The organism is Saliphagus sp. GCM10025317 (assembly GCF_042663665.1).
Taxonomy (GTDB): Archaea; Halobacteriota; Halobacteria; order Halobacteriales; family Natrialbaceae; genus Natronosalvus.
On the sequence record NZ_JBHTAQ010000005.1, the window covers coordinates 1,368,094 to 1,385,694 of the forward strand.

Below are 17,601 nucleotides of genomic sequence, written 5' to 3' on the forward strand. Positions count from 1 at the left end.
CTTCGGTGGCGAGGCGGTCGTGGACGATAGGTCTCGGTTCGCTCGAGCGCTGCCGACCCACGGGCGATGAGACGTTTGTCGATGTATCGATGAGCAGCGCCTGCACCGCTTCAACGTCTCCTATCCACCCACGGGGGAGTTTCAAGCCGTCCTATCCGATCCGAAGGCAGTGGTCGAGACAACGGCCTGTCTGCCGATTTCGGGAACCTGGACTCTCGGGAGGGGGTATCCACCGGCAATATCTGGTGGTTTTTTATAATGTGTCTTTCTTGAATACAGAAATATGATTGGTGCATATATGGCTGGTGGGACAGCCGACCGGGGAGACGCCCCACTCGTTGGCATCGTTTTGCTATTTGGGATGGTATTCGTCGGGGCCGCGTTGGTTGCGGTGACCGGAATGGTCGCTATAGACACGCTTGAGGGGGATCTCGACGACGAGCGAACCGAACAGACGTTCGCCACGTTCGACCACGAACTGACGACGTTGCTGCACTCGAGTTCGGATTCGGCGGCGGTCACGATTCCCGGTGGGGAGGACGGGACCTACCGGCTGACCGATTCCGGAACAGCGTCGCTGACGGCGGCCAATCGATTCCAACAGTCGTGCACGGTGCTCGACGACGTCACGCTCGGCACGCTCGAGTACGAATCCGATGGGAAGCGACTCGCCAAACAGGCGGGAGGAACCTGGAGACACACCGACGACGGAACCGTGATACAGTCGAAACCAGACCTTCGGTACGTCGCCGACAGTCGCGGGACGCAGTACCTCGAGTTCTCCGTCTCGGATCTTCAGGGGGACGTCGGAGTCGGTGAGCACTCGATGACGGCGACGCGGAGCAAAACGGGGACGAGCGACTGTGTATCTGATCTGGGATTCGTCAGGTACGTCCACCTCGAGATCACGGACGAGACCTACCACGACGGCTGGTACGACTTCCTGAGCGAGGAGTTCGAAGCGACCGACGTGGAAGATGCCGCAGTCGAGGACTGCTCGCTCGAGAACGCGGGCGACGAGAACGTCATCTGTCACGACGAATCGACGGGGACGGTGTCAGTTCTCGCCACGGTCGACGTCGATCGGCCCATCGACGACTATCTCGGCGTCGATCCCACGATTTACGGCGGCCTCTACGTGTCGGACGAGACGGTCCAGTTAGGGACCCACGAATCTCTCACCGTCGACTCCTACGATGGACGCGTAGCATCGTACGCCGATTCGGGTAACGTAACTGACGACCTCTTCGTTGCGAATGTCGATAAGCTCTGGGTACAACAGGCCGAAATTACCGGGTTTCCGGTGGTGAACGGCGACATCCAGATCCAGCCCGAGGCGGACGTCTCACCGGCCGCGTTGTACGTCGGGGAGGATCGCTCACCGGCGAGCGTCGACGTTCCGACCGCGAAGTTGGCGGACGGGTTCGATTCCATCGAACCGATCGACGACGAGATTACGCGCACGACGACGCTGCTCGAAAACGAGACGAAACTCGAGGGGGACACAGACGATGATATCGACGCCGGAGCGTACTCCGTCGATGGCGATTTCACTCGTGAAGGCATCGAATTCGACACGACCAGTGGCGACGTCTACGTCGCTGTCGACGGCGATGTCTCTCTCGAGGACGTCACCGTTGTCGGCCCGGGACAGGTCAGTATCTATGCCGGCGGTTCTGCAATCAATCTCGAGTCCGTGACGGTCCCGGACGACCGGGCGTCACAGCTCTGGGTGTACGGGACGAGTGAAACCGACGTCGCTGTCGCAGGCACGGTCCAGGGCGTCGTCTACGCGCCAGGTGCGGGTTCCCTCGAGGTTGAACACGGGACCGACATCTACGGCGCCATCGTGACCGGGACGTTCGAAGGGATCGGCGAACCGGGGAACGCCGACGGCGGTTCCGACCTCGAGGTACACTTCGATCGATCACTTCGTACCGACGTCCCGATTCCAGAGGAGAACCGGACGCTCGAGTTCGAAAACGTGACGACTAGGAACCCGATCGACGTCGGGTTCGTCCTGGATCGATCGGGCTCGATGGGGCCGCATACGGTGTGGGAGGTGTACGGTGGAGGATCATGGCAGGAGCCGGTTCACACTGGCGAAATCGTCGTCGGGAGTCCGGTGAAGGTCAAACGGGCGGATGGAGGAGTTGAGCAGTTCTCTTGGTACGAACGGACGACAGTCGAGGAGGGAGACACGATCCGGTCCGTCGAGTCCCCCAACCAGGCGTGGGTTGGACACGATCATCCAGGATACGACCCCGACGGCCTTCGTGTCGACGCTACGCAATCGTTCATCGGTGAACTGAATGCATCAGACGCGCTGGAACCCCACCGACGTGATCGAGCAGCCGTAATCGAGTTCAACAGCGGTTCCCACCAAGTTCACGGCCTGTCAACTGACCTCGAGGCAGTCAACGACAGCGTCGAAAACAACATCGGTGGCGGCACCAATATGGCTGCCGGACTCGAGGCCGGCGTCAACGAACTCGAGGCTAACCCGCGAGATGCCGACCGCATCCTCGTCTTGTTGAGTGATGGTTTTAATGACCCTTCCGAACACGACGACGATACGCTCGAGGCGGCCGAAAACGCCGCCAATACGGGCATTTCGATTTACTCAATCGGGCTTGGAGATGGGGCAGACGAAGAATTATTGAAAGAGGTTGCCCAGACGACTGGCGGAGAGTATAGACACGCCAACAATGCGGACGACCTCGAAGACGTCTTCGATGGGATCGCGGAGGAAGTCGTCCAGGCCGATACGAGATTCGAGGTCCACGCCGACTACTCCGCCGTCGGCGGATCGAACGACTACGCCATCGCCGTCGATCACTGGAACGTTGAGATTGCAGAAGACTAGCAACTGACCGCTCGAGTCGACCGCCGTTATGCGTTCGCTTCGATCGTCGCCTTCACGCCCTCCCACACCTCGTCGGGCGCCTGCTCGCCGTCGACGCGCTCGAGCGACCCCTCTTTTTCATAATACTCGAGCACGGGCTCGGTGTTCTCTTGATACACCCGAAGCCGCTCGCGAACCGTCTCCTCGGTGTCGTCCTCGCGCTGCTCGAGTCGCTCCTCGACCTCCGGATCCTCCGGCGGGTTGTACTCCACGTGGTAGATGTCGCCCGTCTCAGGATCCATCCGGCGGCCCGTCAGCCGGTGAACGAGTTCCTCCTCGCTCACGTCGAGCGCCAGAACGACGTCCAGGTCGGTCATGTCCTCGAGTGCTTCGACCTGCTCGAGGTTGCGTGGGTAGCCGTCGAGGATGAATCCGTCGGCCGACGAGAGCGCCTCGTCGACGATGGCGTTGACGACCTCGTCGGGAACGAGTTCGCCCTGGTCCATGTACTCGGCCGGGGTATCGTACTCGAGGTCGAGGTGGGAGATGTCCATCTGCTTGTTCGACCGAAGGGCGTCGCCCGTGGTGATGTGTTCGACGTCGAAGTGCTCCACGATCTTTGCGCTCTGGGTCCCTTTCCCCGCCCCGGGGGCACCGAGGATGAGAATCCGTGGCTGTGCCATACCCCGTCCTTCTGCCCCAGCGCATAAAGGCTTAAAGAATGGCGCACAATCGTCCGGGTATGACGCGATTTTCGGCTGCCGACCCGCAGGAACGGCGACGCCTGATCGTCGACGCCATCGTCGCCCACCGCGAGCGGGCAAGTCCGTTCCTGACGATCGAAGTGGACGAAGCCGTCCTCGAGCGCGAGGACGCCCCGGATCCCGACCTGGGCGTGCCCTGGATCCAGTTCGCCGATGGAGTCGTGAGCCTCGACTGCACGGACGGCGAACTCGAGCGGTTGAAAACCCTCCTCTCTGAGTACCCGGCGTTCAAAATCGACGATTTGACGCGGCCGGACGACGCCGACGGAACGAATGTACGCGTGAGCGCGAAGGCCGACCCCAACCGGATCGCCCAGTTCTGCGAGCACGTTTTGCGTGCGGTCTTCGAGTGTCCAGAGGATGCGACGATCTGGATCGCCGCCGTGTGACGAACGCGGCGCTCGAGGGCGAGTGATCGGGTGCTGAGGCAACTCCGAGCGTCCTGGAATTAGGAAATCGTCAGGGAGCCGTCACCGTCTCCGTTCTCGTCGGCTCCTTCCTCCCACTCGAGTTCGAACTCGACGCTGAACTCGGCTGGACCGCCCGACTGCGAGGTTTCCCGCTCGGCCTTGACCTCGAACGTCGGCCGTCCCGGTGGTTGCATCGTGACCGAGTTGCCCCCGCTCTCGAGGACGAGGTCGTCACCGCTTTCCAGGCGATCGGCGACAGCTCGGAGGTAATCGGCGATTTCGTCCCTCGTCAGCGATTGCTCGAACGAAAAGAGCACTTCTTCTGGCATACACTTCCTTGGGTGCCTGGGGGTATAAATCGCACGTAGCAACTGGGTGTGCCTTCGTCTCTATTGGCCGACGTCCGATAATCGGGCATTGCTCGAGCACACCCGAACATGTTTCCGCCAACGATCATCTACGGCGACAGTGTCCGTCCGCAAGAACGATAGACAGAAGGTACCCGAGTCAATCGGTCTACGCAAGGGCACATGGGGGTTCCCAGGAGACTCTGCAGGCGGCCACAACGTGTCCCGCTGTCGTCGGACTACGGTCGCTGTCGGGCGTTTCCAAATAGATAAGTGCACGCGGCAATGAGCCCCCACTAAGAGACCCGTATAATTGAGGTGAACACAATCTCCACTCCACTCCAGACGCAGATGACGCGTGTCGACATCTTCCAGGAGCTCTTCCTCGTGTTCCTGGGATTAGGGACGATCGTCGGCATCATCGTCGTAGCGTACGTCCTGTACAATGCGTACAAATACCGTGACGACGGAGAGCGCCACCCGGACGAGGACCTGCCGACGCTCGGAGAACTTCCGACTGGCGGAGCCGGCGGGAAGAAACTCTTCGTGTCGTTCTTCCTGAGCGCGCTCATCGTCATCTCGCTCACGCTCTGGTCGTACGGCATGCTGATCGACGTCGAAAGCGGACCTGAGAGCCCCGGCGAGGACGCCCTCGAGGTCGACGTAGAGGGCCAGACCTTTAGCTGGTCGTTCTACTACGAGAACGGCGTCGAATCGAACGGCGAACTCGTCGTTCCCGCGGATACACCAGTCTGGGTCGATGTGACGTCAGTAGACGTGTGGCACTCGTTCGGCATCTCTTCACAACGGGTGAAGGCCGACGCAATTCCGGGCGAGATCGACCAGACGTGGTTCCAGGCCGACGAAGAGGGTGAGTACCTGATCGAGTGCTTCGAACTCTGCGGACCCGGCCACTCCAATATGAAGGGGACCCTCAACGTCACGAGCCAGGAAACGTACGACCAGTGGGTCCAGGATCAACTCACGCTCACGCTGACGCTCGAGGACGGCGAGGGTGAGACGGTAAACGACACCGAAAACGTCGAGGTCACGGTGCAGGACCCCGACGGCGAAACGGTCGGAACCTACACTGGCGAGGACTTCGACGACGAGGGCGCCCTCGAAATCGGCGTCGAACAGGGTGACACCTACACCGTGATCGTCGAGTCGACCGACGGCTCCTTCGAGACCACGGAGGACGACTTCGAAATCGTCGACGGGCCCGAAGAATCGCTCCAGCTCGGCGGGTCCGACGGTGGCAACGGCGGGGACGAATCCAGCAGTGACGGAGATGAAAATGGAAACGGAAATGGAAACGAAACCGACGACAGCGGAGGTGAGAACTGATGTCCGATGACTTCCCCCCGATGACGTCCGTCAAGCGGTGGCTGGTCACGACGAACCACAAAGACGTCGGGATTCTCTACATGGCGACGGCCCTGTTCTTCTTGCTCTTCGGAGGGTTGATGGCGCTCCTGTTCCGAGCCCACCTCTGGCAGAGCGGCGGTGCCGGTCTCCTCTCCGACAGTTCCTACAACCAGGCGGTGACCGCACACGGACTGTTGATGGTGTTCTGGTTCCTCTCGCCCATCGCCTCGGGCTTTGCGAACTACTTCGTCCCGCTTCAGATCGGGGCAAAAGACCTCGCGTTCCCCCGTTTGAACGCCCTGAGCTATTGGTTCTACCTGTTCTCGGGTGCGATGTTCATGATCTCGTTCTTCCAGGGCGGGACGTTCGAGGGCGGCTGGACGATGTACGCGCCGCTGAACGTGCCGACGTACACCCCCGCCGTGGAGGCAACCACCGGCGGAACGGCGACGATTCTCGCGCTGATGCTGTTCGTGATGTCGATCACGCTGGGGACGGTCAACTTCCTCACGACGATCCACCGCTCGCGCGCGGAAGGCCTCGGCCTGTGGAACATGCCGTTGTTCACCTGGTCGTGGCTCCTGACCGTCTGGATGATGCTGTTCGCGTTCGCGGCCCTGCTCGCCGCGTTGCTGTTGCTCGGGATCGATCGCATCTTCCTGACCCAGTACTTCGCGACGGACCAGGGCTCGAGTCTACTCTGGGCCCACGTCTTCTGGTTCTTCGGCCACCCCGAGGTGTACATCGTCTTCTTCCCCGCACTGGGGATCATGTTCGAGACCTTCCAGACCTTCTGTGGTCGGCGTCTCGTGGGCCGGAAGTGGGTCATCATCGCGATGGTCCTCGTCGCGGTGCAGTCCTTCCTGGTCTGGATGCACCACATGTTCCTGACGACGATCAACCTCGAGATCAAGACGCTGTTCATGGCCACGACCATCGGGATCTCGCTGCCGTTCGACCTGATGGTCTTCGCGCTCATCTACACGATGGTCAAGGGCCGGGTGCGGTTCACCACGCCGTTCCTGTTTAGCCTGGGTGCGCTCTTGCTGTTCATCCTCGGCGGCATTACCGGGGTGTTCCTCGGGGCCGTCGTACTCGACTACGAGTTCCGTGGCACCTACTGGGTCGTCGCTCACTTCCACTACGTGATGGTCTCGGGCGTGACCGCGCTGGTCGCCGGTATCTACTACTGGTGGCCGAAGATCAGCGGGAAGATGTACAACGAGACCCTCGGAAAGATCCACTTCGCGATCTACTTCTTCGGGTTCAACCTGCTCTACTTCCCGATGTTCCTCGCCTGGGAGACCCCACGACGCGTCTTCCACTTCGGTGAGGGGCTGGAGATCTACCACCAGCTCGCGACGATCGGCGCGTTCATCTTCGGCGCGTCGTTCCTGCTCATGTTCTACATCCTGGGAAAGAGCCTGGTCTCCGGTCCGGACGCGCCGGACAACCCGTGGGAGTTCTCCCGCACGGCCGAGTGGGCGATTCCGTCCCCGCCGCCGCTCGAGAACTGGTCCGGCCGACCGAGTTACGCGAGCGGACGGCTTGAGTTCGTCGACGACTCGAGCGCCGCGACTGACGGCGGGACCGTCGCCGTCCCCGAGTCGGGTCAGGGTCACGCGACGCCGGCAACGACCCAGCACGCTCACGAGGAAGAACACGCCGACCACGCCAGCATCTGGCCGTTCGGCGTCGGACTCTCGCTGGCCGTCTTCTTCCTCGGACTGGCGGGGTTGACGCCGTACGTCGCCGAATTCGCTGCAGCGAACGGGGCCGACGTCTCCGCTCAGGAGCCAAGCATGCTCTCTCCGGCGCTGATCGTACTCGGCGTGGGGATGCTCGGCTACACACTCTGGAACTTCGGCATTGAGCAGTTCAACGCCCCGGTGATGAACGTCGCCGAGCGCTGGCCGTTCGAGGGCGTCAACAACACGAAACTCGGCGTCTGGTTCTTCCTGGCGTCGGACGTGGTCGTCTTCGGAGCGGCCATCAGCGCGTTCGTGTTCATGCGCATCCACATGGGGTGGTCTGCCTGGGAGTTCGACTCGATCCCCATGGCCGGACTCGTCAACACCTACATCCTACTGACCTCGAGTTTCACGGTCATCCTGGCGCTGGTGATGGCCGAACGCGGGAACAAAAAGGGGCTGCTCGCGACGATGAGCGCGACGGTCCTGCTCGGGTTGACGTTCATGGGTGTCAAGGGCTGGGAGTGGGCCCACAAGTTCGCGGAGGACCACTACTGGTTCAGCAGCCTCGAGTACTCGATCTACTACGTCACGACGGGCCTGCACGCCCTGCACGTGATCCTGGGGCTGCTCGTCGCCGGCTTTATGATCTACCGCGTGGCCACGGTCGACGCCTATCTCGAGGATCACCGGCCAGTCGAGTACTTCGGGCTCTACTGGCACTTCGTCGACATCGTCTGGGTGTTCCTGTTCCCGCTGTTCTACCTGATGTAGGCGGCGGGCGGGAGCCCCGACTGTTCTGTTTTCGCGTTCCAGACTGTTTTCGAGAGTCCGCTTCAGTTTCGTCTCTAGTTATTCTCGAGCGGAGCGTTCCACAGTCGGCCCGAGCGAAGCCGTCTCGAGAGACTCTGTGACGTGACTCGAGAGGTTGGACCGTCTGGTCTTTGCTACCGTCGTCGATCGTGAGTCCCTACTCGGGTCGCGGCGTGGGTAACGCCCGGTGCCGGCGCGGCGGAACCAGGTAGTTCGCTCGCCGCCGAACGGTCATGTACTGGAGGATGCCATTGTTCGTCCGCGCGCCGATCGCCGACTGCTCGGCGACGTCGGTCCCGTTCATCGCTTCGCGCGTCTTCACGAAGTCCTCGATGCGACGCTGGTGGGAGAGAAAGTGCAGGCTCGCCTCGTCGTCGTCCGTCGAGTTGAAGTCCCGGCGAAGGATGATCGGCTCGTCGTTCTCGCGGGCGCGGGCGGACTTCTGAGAGTGGCCCACGGTCCCGTACTCGCGGGCGTCCTCGAGTGTGTGCGCCGGGCACTCGCCCAGCTGGCTCGAGTCCCCGAGGTTGTCGCCCGTGCCCTCGATTTTCCCCTTCTCAGCGTGGGCCGGGCAGAACATCTTTCGTTCGCGGATCGTTCGGCTGTCCTGTTCGTACCACTGGTCGAGCGAGAGGCGAATGCGAGAGAGGTGCGTCGTGGTGCCCTCGGCGAACGGCCCCTCCTGGATCGTCACGCGGTCCTCGGAGGCCTGGTTCTTCTTGAACCCGGATTTGAAGCCCATGAACATTGGAGCGTCCTCGGACACGGGTTCGCTGCCGGGAATCCCGCGAACGCCGTCCTGGTTTTCGGCGGGTAATCCGGCGCCCGTGAACCCGGTTCGTCGTTCCTCGACCTCGAGAATGCCCTCGAGCGTGGCCTCGACGTCGACGCCGTTGATCGACTCGAGTTCGCCGGTGAGCGCTTCCTCGGCGCTCAACACGACCGACCCGCGGTCACTGGCGAGGTGGACCATGGCGTCGTAGCTGTCGAACTCGGGCGTCTCGATGGGTGCGAGCGCCCTCGGCTCGGGGAGGTCGACGTGCTCTGGCAGGGCCTCGTCGAACCGGTCGAAGTAGGCGGGGCCGTAGCCGACGGTGAACAGCAAGCCCTCGTTGCTCCGGGCGTACGCTCGCTCGAGGGTTTCGAACGCCGTCTCGACCTGCTCGCGCTCTTCGTCGGTCGGGCCGTCGCCGACGTACGAGAAGTGGAGGGCGACGTGGTGTTCGGGGACGAGCGGGTTGCCGTGCTCGTCGGTCCGCTGGGCGGCCGTCCAGGCGTGCTGGCGCTCGGGGAGGTCCTCGAGGCCGCCGGCATCGACGCCTCGAGGCGGAGCGTCCGCATCCCCACTCTCTCGATCCAGGCAGGCGGAGAGGGCGCTCGCGCCGCCGATGGCGACGGCGCTGCGGACGAAGGATCGGCGCGAAATGGTGCGCGACGAACGCGTCATATTCGGCTCTCGGGACTGCGCGGTAATGGGGGTTGTGGTGGGTCGCGTGACCGACAGGTGCTTTGCCATTCGCCACGTTCGCTGTTACCATGGAACAACTCGAGGTGTTCGAGACGATCGACGCCCCACCGGAGACCGTCTGGCAGGTCCTCCTCGAGTTCGACGCCTATCCCGAGTGGAACCCGTTTCTCCGCTCCGTCGAGGGACTCCCCGTCGAAGGGGAGCGGCTGACGATCCGCGTCCGGTTGCCGGGTGGCCGGACCAGAACGATTCGAACGACGGTGCTCATCGTCGAGACGAACCGTCGGATCGTCTGGCTCGGCCGGCTGGGAGTCCCGTTCGCCTTCGATGGCTACCACGAGTTCCACCTCGAACCGATCGATGGCGGGCGACGAACGCGGCTGCTCCAGCGGGAGACGTTTCGAGGAGCGCTGGTACCGGTACTATTCCACCGACGTCGAATCGAACGGGGCTTTCGCGCGATGAACCGGGCGCTCAGGAATCGAGCGGAGCGCCGGGTTCGGGCGACCGCCTGAAGGTTGCTTCGAGGGGATCGACGCGCCGAAATCGAAACCTGGTGACGGGTCAGGACGACGGCTCGAGCCCCGACAGTGCCTTCAGGGACGTGATCTCGTGGGTAGGCTCGCCGTCGTAGCCGAACTCGGTGAACGCGTAGTCCTCGCGGTGGGATCGGCGGATGAACGCCGAGTCGATCTCGAGGGCCTCTGCGACCGCGACGTCGACCCAGCTGTCACCGACGTACAGTGGGTTCGCACACGCCAGGTCGTCGATCGCTCGCTCGAGGTAGTACGGCGTGGGCTTCTTCCGTCTGATGCCGTCGACGGTCGGCTCGCGACCGTAGTACGGGTCGAACGCCTTGAGTTCGAAGTGATCGACGATGTTCTCGATGGTCTCGTGCTGGTTGTTGCTCACGATGGCCATCGGGGCGTCGAGCGTCTCGAGCGTCGACACGTCGTCGTAGAGCGTTTTGTTCCCATTCAGGAGTTCCTCGTGCTGGACCTCGATCGCCGCCCGTTCGCGGGCTGCCCAGAGTGACTCCGGCTCGAGGTCGTACCGATCGGTGACGGCTTCGAGTTCGTCGATCGTCGGGGAGATCAGGGTCTCGAGGTCGTCCTGGGCGGGGTCGTCGATGCCGTGGCGTTTGAACGCGATGGTCATCGCTCGCGTGAGCGCTTCGTAGCTGGTCGGGGTCGTCAACACGCCGTCGTTGTCGAAGACGACTGCGTCGTATGCCATTCAGCGGAGATAGGGGGCGAGAGGGTTTTGGCCTTACGCCCGGTGGGCTGTGGGATCGGCAAATCGTCGGCTCGTGAGATCGCTGGACCGTCGATTGGCTGGGTCGTTGGGTCGTCGGGTCGGCGGGCTGTTGGATCGGCGGGCCGTCCACTCTTCGAGTCGTCGATCACCCGCTGACGACCCGCGAGTTCAAGTACCAGTCCGCGGCCAGAAGGGGGTGATGCACTCCCGTTCGCGTATCCGAGTCGTCCGTCGGGTCGCTGCTCGTTCCTGTCGACGGCCGATCCAGCGGCACCGACCGAGGTGGCACGATGGGGCATAGAGCGCTCGTCGCCTACCGTCGCCCCGACCGACTCTACGACCTCCGGTACAGTCACTGGGGCGGCGACGAACTCAGCGTCCTCGAGTCCCTCTCCGTCGACGCGCCGTTCGCAGGCGGGCGAATCGACTCCGACCTCCTCGCCGACTCCGTCGCCCTGGACAGCGTCCTCACCGACTACCTCGATCCCTGCGGGTACGAGGCACTGATTCTGGTCTCACCCGAGTACGAGATTCGCGCCTACCGCGTCTGCTGGCTCGAGTGGGGCGACGGCCGCGAGCAGGGACGGGGCGCGCTCGTCGCCGTCGAACCGGGCGAGCGCGACCTCGCCGTCCGGACCTGGTTTCGCGCCACGAAGACCGTCCTCGCCGACGTCATCGAGATGGGTGTCCTCTCGCGGCGGGCCGCCCAGTCGTACCTCGAGGCCAGGATTGCCGAGGACGAGAACGGCTACTTCTATACGTACGGAGACGCCGCCGATGTCGATGTGGACGACGGACCGCCGGATGCGTTCGACGCGTTTCTCGGGAGCGAGGGGCTCGAGTGAGTGTCTCGAGCGAACGACTCGGGACGTGCGAACCGCACAACTCGAAAAACTGAGTGCGATTTACGCCTCGACGTAGTCGAACCACTCCTCGTACTCGTCGGTCCGGCGCTCGACGACGTCGAAGAACGTCTGCTGGATCTCCTCGGTGATCGGCCCGCGGGTCCCCTCGCCAATCGTGACGTTGTCGACGCGCTTGATCGGGGTCACTTCCGCGGCGGAGCCAGTGAAGAAGAGTTCGTCGGCCGTGTTGAGTTCGCCTCGCGAGATGGAGACGGTGTCGTGGACGGTGTAGCCCAGGTCGCGGGCGATCTGGATGACCGCGTTGCGGGTGATGCCGTCGAGGATCGACTCGGAGAGGCCGGGCGTGAAGATCTCGCCGTCGCGCACGAGGAAGATGTTCTCGCCGGGGCCCTCCGCGACGTTGCCCTCCTTGTTGAGGACGATGGCCTCGGCGAACCCGTTTCGGCGGGCCTCCTCGCCGGCCAGCAGGCTGTTGACGTACAATCCCGTCGTCTTGGCGTTCGTCGGAATCTGGCTCGAGGCGTGCTTTCGCCAGGAGGAGACTTTCACATCGATGCCGTTCTCGATGGCGTCCTCGCCGAGGTAGGCGCCCCAGGGCCAGGCGGCGATGGTCGTCTTCGTCGGACAGTCCCCAGGGCTGACGCCGAGACTCTCGTAGCCGTAGTAGACGAGCGGACGGATGTAACACGACGAGAGGTCCTGGCGGCGGATGAGTTCCTTCGTGGCTTCCGTCAGTTCCTCGTGGGAGTGACCGATTTCCATCTCGTAGGGCTTGCAGGACTGGAAGAGGCGGTCGACGTGTTCCTCCCAGCGAAAGAGTGCGGGCCCGTTCTCGGTGTCGTAACAGCGCGCCCCCTCGAAGACGCCGGTCCCATAGTGGAGTCCGTGCGTGAGGACGTGGGTCTGTGCGTCCTCCCAGTCGACGAACTCGCCGTCCATCCAGATCGTGTCGACGTCCATCTCGTCAAATCCCATACCCAGGGGGACGAAGCCCTTCGTAATGAACGTTGGCGATTGCTCCTGCGTCGGCCTCGAGCGTGAGTCGATTGCACTCGAGTAACTCACACGTGTGACGGCCAGCCGAGCGTCTCCCTCGCCGCCTCCGCCACCGTTTTGACCCTCTCGAGCGAGCGTCCGGTATGGACACCGCACTCGTCATCGGCGGCACCCGATTTATTGGCCGCCACCTCGTCACCAACCTCCTCGCACACGACTACGACGTCACCCTCTTCAACCGCGGGAATCACGACGACCCCTTCGCCGAGGACGACTGGGTCGACCACGTCCAGGGCGACCGGACGAACGATTCGGCACTTGAGGCCGCCGCGGCCGACGTCGAACCGGACGCCGTCTTCGACTGTGTGGCCTACTACCCGCGGGACGTACGCGCGGCGACCGAAATCTTCGCCGACGTCGACGCCTACGTCTACATCTCGAGCGGGGACGCCTACGGCCGCGAGGAAATTCCCAAGCGGGAGGACGAGACGCCGATGCGACCCTGCAGCCCCGACCAGGCGACCGACGAGTCGGACGACACGTATGGCAACCGGAAGGCCGAGGGTGACCGCGCGGTCGTCGCCGCGGCCGACCGCGGGGTCAATGCCATGTCCGTCCGGCCTTGCATCGTGTACGGCCCCCACGACTACACCGAGCGGATGGACTTCTGGCTCGACCGCGTCCTGGAGTGCGACCGCGTGATCGTCCCCGGCGACGGCACCAACGTCTGGCACCGCGCCTACGTCGAGGACGTCGCTAGCGCCCTCCGGACCGTCGCCGAGCGTGGTGAGCTGGGCGAGTTCTACAACGTCGGCGACCGCCGGATCGTCACGCTCGAGGAGATGGTCGACTTGATCGCCGACACCGCAGGCAGGGACGTCGAGGTCGTCCACGCCGGCCCGCGCGAACTCGAGGCCGGCGGCCTCTCGACGGACGACTACGTCCTCTACCGCGACTACCCACACGTCCTCTCGACCGCGAAACTCGCCGAGCTCGGCTGGGAGTCGACCCCGCTCGAGGAGGCGATGGCGAAGACGCTCGAGGAACACGAGGCGAGCGACCGGGACGGGAGCGAGTACGATCCGGGGAGGGACGCCGAAGAACGGGTTCTTGGGATTCTCGATACGCTCTGAGACGTTCGGTTCGGATTCAGCTCTGTATGCGCCGCCTCGAGCGAGACGTACCTTCTTCACTCGTGGTACCGTGTAACGAGGTGCCAGATGGACGATCACAGAGACGCCGACGGTGAGGGAACCGACGGCAGCCACGACCACGGTCACGGCCACGACCACGACCACGACGTGGCCGAGGATCGGGAAACCAACGCCGACGGTCGGTCGGAGCCCCGCGTGGAACAGTCCGTGCTCGAGGAGACGGCCGAAGACGTCGCCGAGGCGAGACGGGAGGTTGACGAGCGGCATGAACGCGGGGCAGGACACGGCGGCCACGACGGCCACGGAGGCGACGGCCACGACCACGGTGATATGCACGAGGGCCACGAGCAGATGTTCCGCCGCCGATTCTTCGTCTCGACAATCCTCTCGATCCCCGTTCTCCTGTACAGCGAGATGCTACAGGAGTGGCTCGGATTTTCGGTCCCGGCGTTCCCCGGCAGCGAGTGGATCAGCCCGGTCTTCGCGGTGATCGTCTTCGCCTACGGTGGCGTTCCCTTCCTGCGAATGGCCGTCCCCGAACTCGAGGACCGATCGCCAGGGATGATGACGCTCATCTCGATGGCGATCACCGTCGCGTTCGTCTACAGCCTGGCGAGCGTCGTCTTCCCCACCCAGTCGGCGTTCTTCTGGGAGCTGGTGACGCTGATCGACATCATGTTGCTCGGTCACTGGATCGAGATGCGGTCGGTCCGACGGGCCTCGAGCGCGCTCGACGAGTTGGCGAAACTCCTCCCGGATACCGCAGAACGCATAACCGGGGGCGGTGAAACTGAAGAGGTCCCCGTCAGCGACCTGTCGGAGGGCGACCTCGTACTCGTCCGCCCCGGGGCGAACGTTCCCGCCGACGGCGTCGTCGAGGAGGGCGACTCGGACGTGAACGAGTCGATGATCACTGGCGAGTCGAAACCCGTTTCGAAGGACCCGAGCGACGAGGTGATCGGCGGCACAATCAACGGCGACGGGAGCCTCCGCGTTCGGATCAGCGCGACGGGCGAGGAGACGACGCTGGCGGGGATCATGCGTCTCGTGGAGGAAGCCCAGCAGAGCGAGTCCCGAACGCAGATGCTCGCCGACAGGGCAGCGGGCTGGTTGTTCTACGTCGCTCTCGCTTCAGCCGCAGTGACCGCCGTCGCCTGGACCGCTGCCATCCAGTTCAACGCCACGGTCATCGAGCGCGTGGTGACCGTCCTGGTGATCGCCTGTCCGCACGCTCTCGGGCTCGCCATTCCACTCGTCGTCGCGATCAACACGTCCCTCGCTGCGCGCAACGGGATGTTAATCCGGGACCGGATCGCCATGGAACGGGCGCGGGATCTGGATACGATCGTCTTCGACAAAACCGGGACGCTCACAGCGGGCGAACAGGGCGTCGTCGACGTCGCGACAGTCGACCGCGTGGACGAGGATGAGGCGTTCGCGCTGGCCGCCGCCGTCGAGAGCGATTCAGAGCACATGATCGCCCAGGCGATGCGCGAGGCCGCGGCCGACCGCGGTCTGAAGCCGCCGAACGTCTCGGACTTCGAGGCGCTCAAGGGCCGTGGGGTGCGGGCGACCGTCGACGGCGACGTGATCTCCGTCGGCGGTCCAAACCTCCTCTCTCATCTCGAGGCCGAGGTTCCTCCGGAACTGGCGGCGTTCGCAGAACGGTCCGGAGAAAACGCACGAACGGTCGTCTACCTCGTTCGCGAGGGCGAGCGTGACGGCGACTCGAGCGCCCAGGCGAACACAGAGGCAGGTGCCGATCAGGAGGCAGGTATCGACCAGGCGAGGCCGATCGCTGCCTTCGCCCTCGCGGACGTGATCCGCGAGGAGAGTTACCGGGTCGTCGACGCGCTCCACGACCTCGGCATCGAGGTGGCGATGCTGACCGGCGACAGCGAAGACGTCGCCGCGGCCGTCGCAGACGAACTCGGCATCGAGACGGTCTTCGCCGAGGTGCTGCCCGAGGACAAAGACGAGAAGGTGACCGAACTGCAGGACCAAGACAACCTGGTGGCGATGGTCGGCGACGGCGTCAACGACGCCCCAGCACTGACCCGCGCCGACGTCGGGATCGCGATCGGATCGGGAACCGACGTCGCCGTCCAGTCGGCGGACATCGTTCTCGTGCAGAACAACCCGATGGACGTGGCCCGGCTCGTCAAACTGAGCCGCGCGAGTTACCGGAAGATGCAGGAGAACCTCGTCTGGGCGGCGGGCTACAACGTCTTCGCGATTCCGCTCGCGGCCGGCGTTCTCGCGCCGATTGGGATCCTTCTCTCCCCTGCCATCGGCGCCCTGCTCATGTCACTCAGCACCGTGATCGTCGCGATTAACGCACAATTACTTCGACGAGTGGATCTTTCGATTCCGCAGTTATCCGGTTTGTCCCCGCCGCAAAAAGCACAACCCGCGAGATGAGTCTAGCCGGTCTCGTCCGACGTACCATCGAGAGACGATTCGAACGCTCTCCTCGAGGTCCCTCGCCTCGAGAGGCTAGCACCGCTCGATCGACGGGAACGCCTTTATATCGTTCCCCGCCTCCTCTCACCTATGTTCGAGAAGTCGACGTGGATCCGCCTCCCGCGGAACGTCGTCGTCGGCCACGACGTCCTCGCCGAGACCGTGAGCGTCGTCGACGACCTTCACCTCGAGGGGCGGCCGCTGCTCGTCACGAGCCCAACGCCGCGGAAACTCGCGGCCGAACCGATCGCCGCCGACTTCGAGGAGCGCGGTATCGAACCCGCCATCGTCACCGTCGAGGAGGCGAGTTTCGAGGCCGTAGAGTCGGTCATCGACGCTGCCGAGGAGGTGGATGCCTCGTACCTGATCGGCGTCGGCGGCGGGAAGGCCATCGACATCGCCAAGATGGCCACCGACCACCTCGACACCGGCTTCCTCTCGGTGCCGACGGCCGCGAGTCACGACGGCATCGTCAGCAACCGCGGTTCGGTCCCGGACGGGAACACGCGCCACAGCGTCGCCGCCGAACCGCCGCTCGCCGTGGTCGCCGACACCGGGATTCTGGCGAACGCACCCTGGGAACTGACGACCGCGGGCTGTGCCGACATCATCTCGAACTACACCGCGGTGATGGACTGGCGGCTAGCCCACCGACTCAAGAACGTCGAGTACTCCGAGTACGCGGCCGCCCTCGCGGAGATGACCGCCGAAATTCTCGTCGGCAACGCCGACATGATCCGCCCCGGCCTCGAGGAGTCCGCCTGGATCGTCACCAAGGCGCTCATGTCCTCGGGGGTGGCGATGTCCATCGCGAGTTCCTCCCGGCCGGCCAGCGGCGCCGAGCACCTCTTCTCTCACCAACTGGATCGTCTCGCGCCCGGCGCAGCCCTCCACGGCCACCAGGTCGGCGTCGGGTCGATCATGACGGCTTACCTGCACGAGGGCGAGTCGGGCATCTGGACGGAGATTCGAGACGCGCTGGCGAGCATCGACGCGCCGACCACGGCCGCCGATCTCGGCATCGACGACGAAACCGTGATCGAGGCGCTGACGACCTGCCACGCCATCCGCGACCGGTACACGATTCTGGGCGACGGGATGGACGAGCGGGCCGCTCGAGAGGTTGCGGTGAAGACGGGCGTTATCGGCTGAATTGATG

General features: G+C 63.8%; 14 protein-coding genes. 9 read left to right on the forward strand and 5 right to left on the reverse strand.

Features of this window, described 5'->3' with window-relative positions; genetic code table 11:
* The first annotated feature begins 298 nt into the window (after positions 1-298).
* The gene (locus ACFQS4_RS08855) at positions 299-2,866 is read left to right on the forward strand and encodes a vWA domain-containing protein (protein ID WP_497901157.1); all 2,568 of its coding nucleotides are present in this window, start codon (positions 299-301) and stop codon (positions 2,864-2,866) included.
* A 26-nt stretch (positions 2,867-2,892) separates the two neighbouring features.
* Here ACFQS4_RS08855 and ACFQS4_RS08860 read toward each other — a convergent pair whose 3' ends face one another.
* Positions 2,893-3,528: an adenylate kinase gene (locus ACFQS4_RS08860; protein ID WP_497901158.1), complete on the reverse strand. Its 636-nt coding sequence runs from the start codon at positions 3,526-3,528 to the stop codon at positions 2,893-2,895.
* Between the two features lie 59 nt (positions 3,529-3,587).
* On the opposite strand from ACFQS4_RS08860, the gene ACFQS4_RS08865 reads away from it, so the two are divergent.
* Positions 3,588-3,998, forward strand: coding sequence for a DUF7975 family protein (locus ACFQS4_RS08865; RefSeq protein ID WP_497901159.1), 411 nt, complete (start codon positions 3,588-3,590; stop codon positions 3,996-3,998).
* Between the two features lie 59 nt (positions 3,999-4,057).
* On the opposite strand, the gene ACFQS4_RS08870 is transcribed toward ACFQS4_RS08865, so the two are convergent.
* Complete coding sequence (locus ACFQS4_RS08870) at positions 4,058-4,348, reverse strand: amphi-Trp domain-containing protein (protein ID WP_497901160.1); 291 nt, start codon at positions 4,346-4,348, stop codon at positions 4,058-4,060.
* 369 nt (positions 4,349-4,717) lie between these two features.
* Between ACFQS4_RS08870 and coxB the strand changes: the two genes are divergently transcribed.
* Both coxB and ACFQS4_RS08880 read left to right on the forward strand, forming a co-directional pair.
* Entirely contained in the window at positions 4,718-5,713 is a 996-nt protein-coding gene (gene coxB / locus ACFQS4_RS08875; RefSeq protein WP_497901161.1) for a cytochrome c oxidase subunit II, read from the forward strand.
* Entirely contained in the window at positions 5,713-8,199 is a 2,487-nt protein-coding gene (locus tag ACFQS4_RS08880) for a cbb3-type cytochrome c oxidase subunit I (RefSeq protein ID WP_497901162.1), read from the forward strand. Before coxB ends, ACFQS4_RS08880 begins: the two co-directional genes overlap by 1 nt.
* A 196-nt stretch (positions 8,200-8,395) precedes the next feature.
* Here ACFQS4_RS08880 and ACFQS4_RS08885 read toward each other — a convergent pair whose 3' ends face one another.
* Entirely contained in the window at positions 8,396-9,685 is a 1,290-nt protein-coding gene (locus tag ACFQS4_RS08885) for a DUF7405 family protein (RefSeq protein ID WP_497901163.1), read from the reverse strand.
* Between the two features lie 89 nt (positions 9,686-9,774).
* Between ACFQS4_RS08885 and ACFQS4_RS08890 the strand changes: the two genes are divergently transcribed.
* Complete coding sequence (locus tag ACFQS4_RS08890) at positions 9,775-10,221, forward strand: SRPBCC family protein (RefSeq protein WP_497901164.1); 447 nt, start codon at positions 9,775-9,777, stop codon at positions 10,219-10,221.
* 49 nt (positions 10,222-10,270) lie between these two features.
* On the opposite strand, the gene ACFQS4_RS08895 is transcribed toward ACFQS4_RS08890, so the two are convergent.
* Positions 10,271-10,942 (reverse strand): HAD family hydrolase, encoded by a 672-nt coding sequence (locus ACFQS4_RS08895; RefSeq protein WP_497901165.1) that lies wholly within the window; start codon positions 10,940-10,942, stop codon positions 10,271-10,273.
* Positions 10,943-11,253: 311 nt separating this feature from the next.
* Here ACFQS4_RS08895 and ACFQS4_RS08900 point away from each other — a divergent pair, with 311 nt between their 5' ends.
* A complete protein-coding gene (locus ACFQS4_RS08900; RefSeq protein WP_497901166.1) occupies positions 11,254-11,808 on the forward strand; it encodes a DUF6735 family protein in 555 nt (184 codons plus the stop codon).
* Positions 11,809-11,868: 60 nt separating this feature from the next.
* Here ACFQS4_RS08900 and ACFQS4_RS08905 read toward each other — a convergent pair whose 3' ends face one another.
* Positions 11,869-12,804, reverse strand: coding sequence for a branched-chain amino acid transaminase (locus ACFQS4_RS08905; protein WP_497901167.1), 936 nt, complete (start codon positions 12,802-12,804; stop codon positions 11,869-11,871).
* A gap of 164 nt (positions 12,805-12,968) precedes the next feature.
* Here ACFQS4_RS08905 and ACFQS4_RS08910 point away from each other — a divergent pair, with 164 nt between their 5' ends.
* The 3 genes from ACFQS4_RS08910 to ACFQS4_RS08920 all read left to right on the forward strand — a co-directional run bounded on the left by ACFQS4_RS08910 (position 12,969) and on the right by ACFQS4_RS08920 (position 17,594).
* Positions 12,969-13,958 (forward strand): NAD-dependent epimerase/dehydratase family protein, encoded by a 990-nt coding sequence (locus tag ACFQS4_RS08910; RefSeq protein ID WP_497901168.1) that lies wholly within the window; start codon positions 12,969-12,971, stop codon positions 13,956-13,958.
* Positions 13,959-14,045: 87 nt separating this feature from the next.
* Positions 14,046-16,400 carry a heavy metal translocating P-type ATPase gene (locus ACFQS4_RS08915; RefSeq protein ID WP_497901169.1) on the forward strand — a complete coding sequence of 785 codons (2,355 nt, stop codon included), beginning with the start codon at positions 14,046-14,048 and terminating at the stop codon, positions 16,398-16,400.
* A gap of 132 nt (positions 16,401-16,532) precedes the next feature.
* Positions 16,533-17,594, forward strand: a complete 1,062-nt coding sequence (locus ACFQS4_RS08920) for an NAD(P)-dependent glycerol-1-phosphate dehydrogenase (protein WP_254155791.1) — start codon at positions 16,533-16,535, stop codon at positions 17,592-17,594.
* The last annotated feature ends 7 nt before the right edge of the window (positions 17,595-17,601 follow it).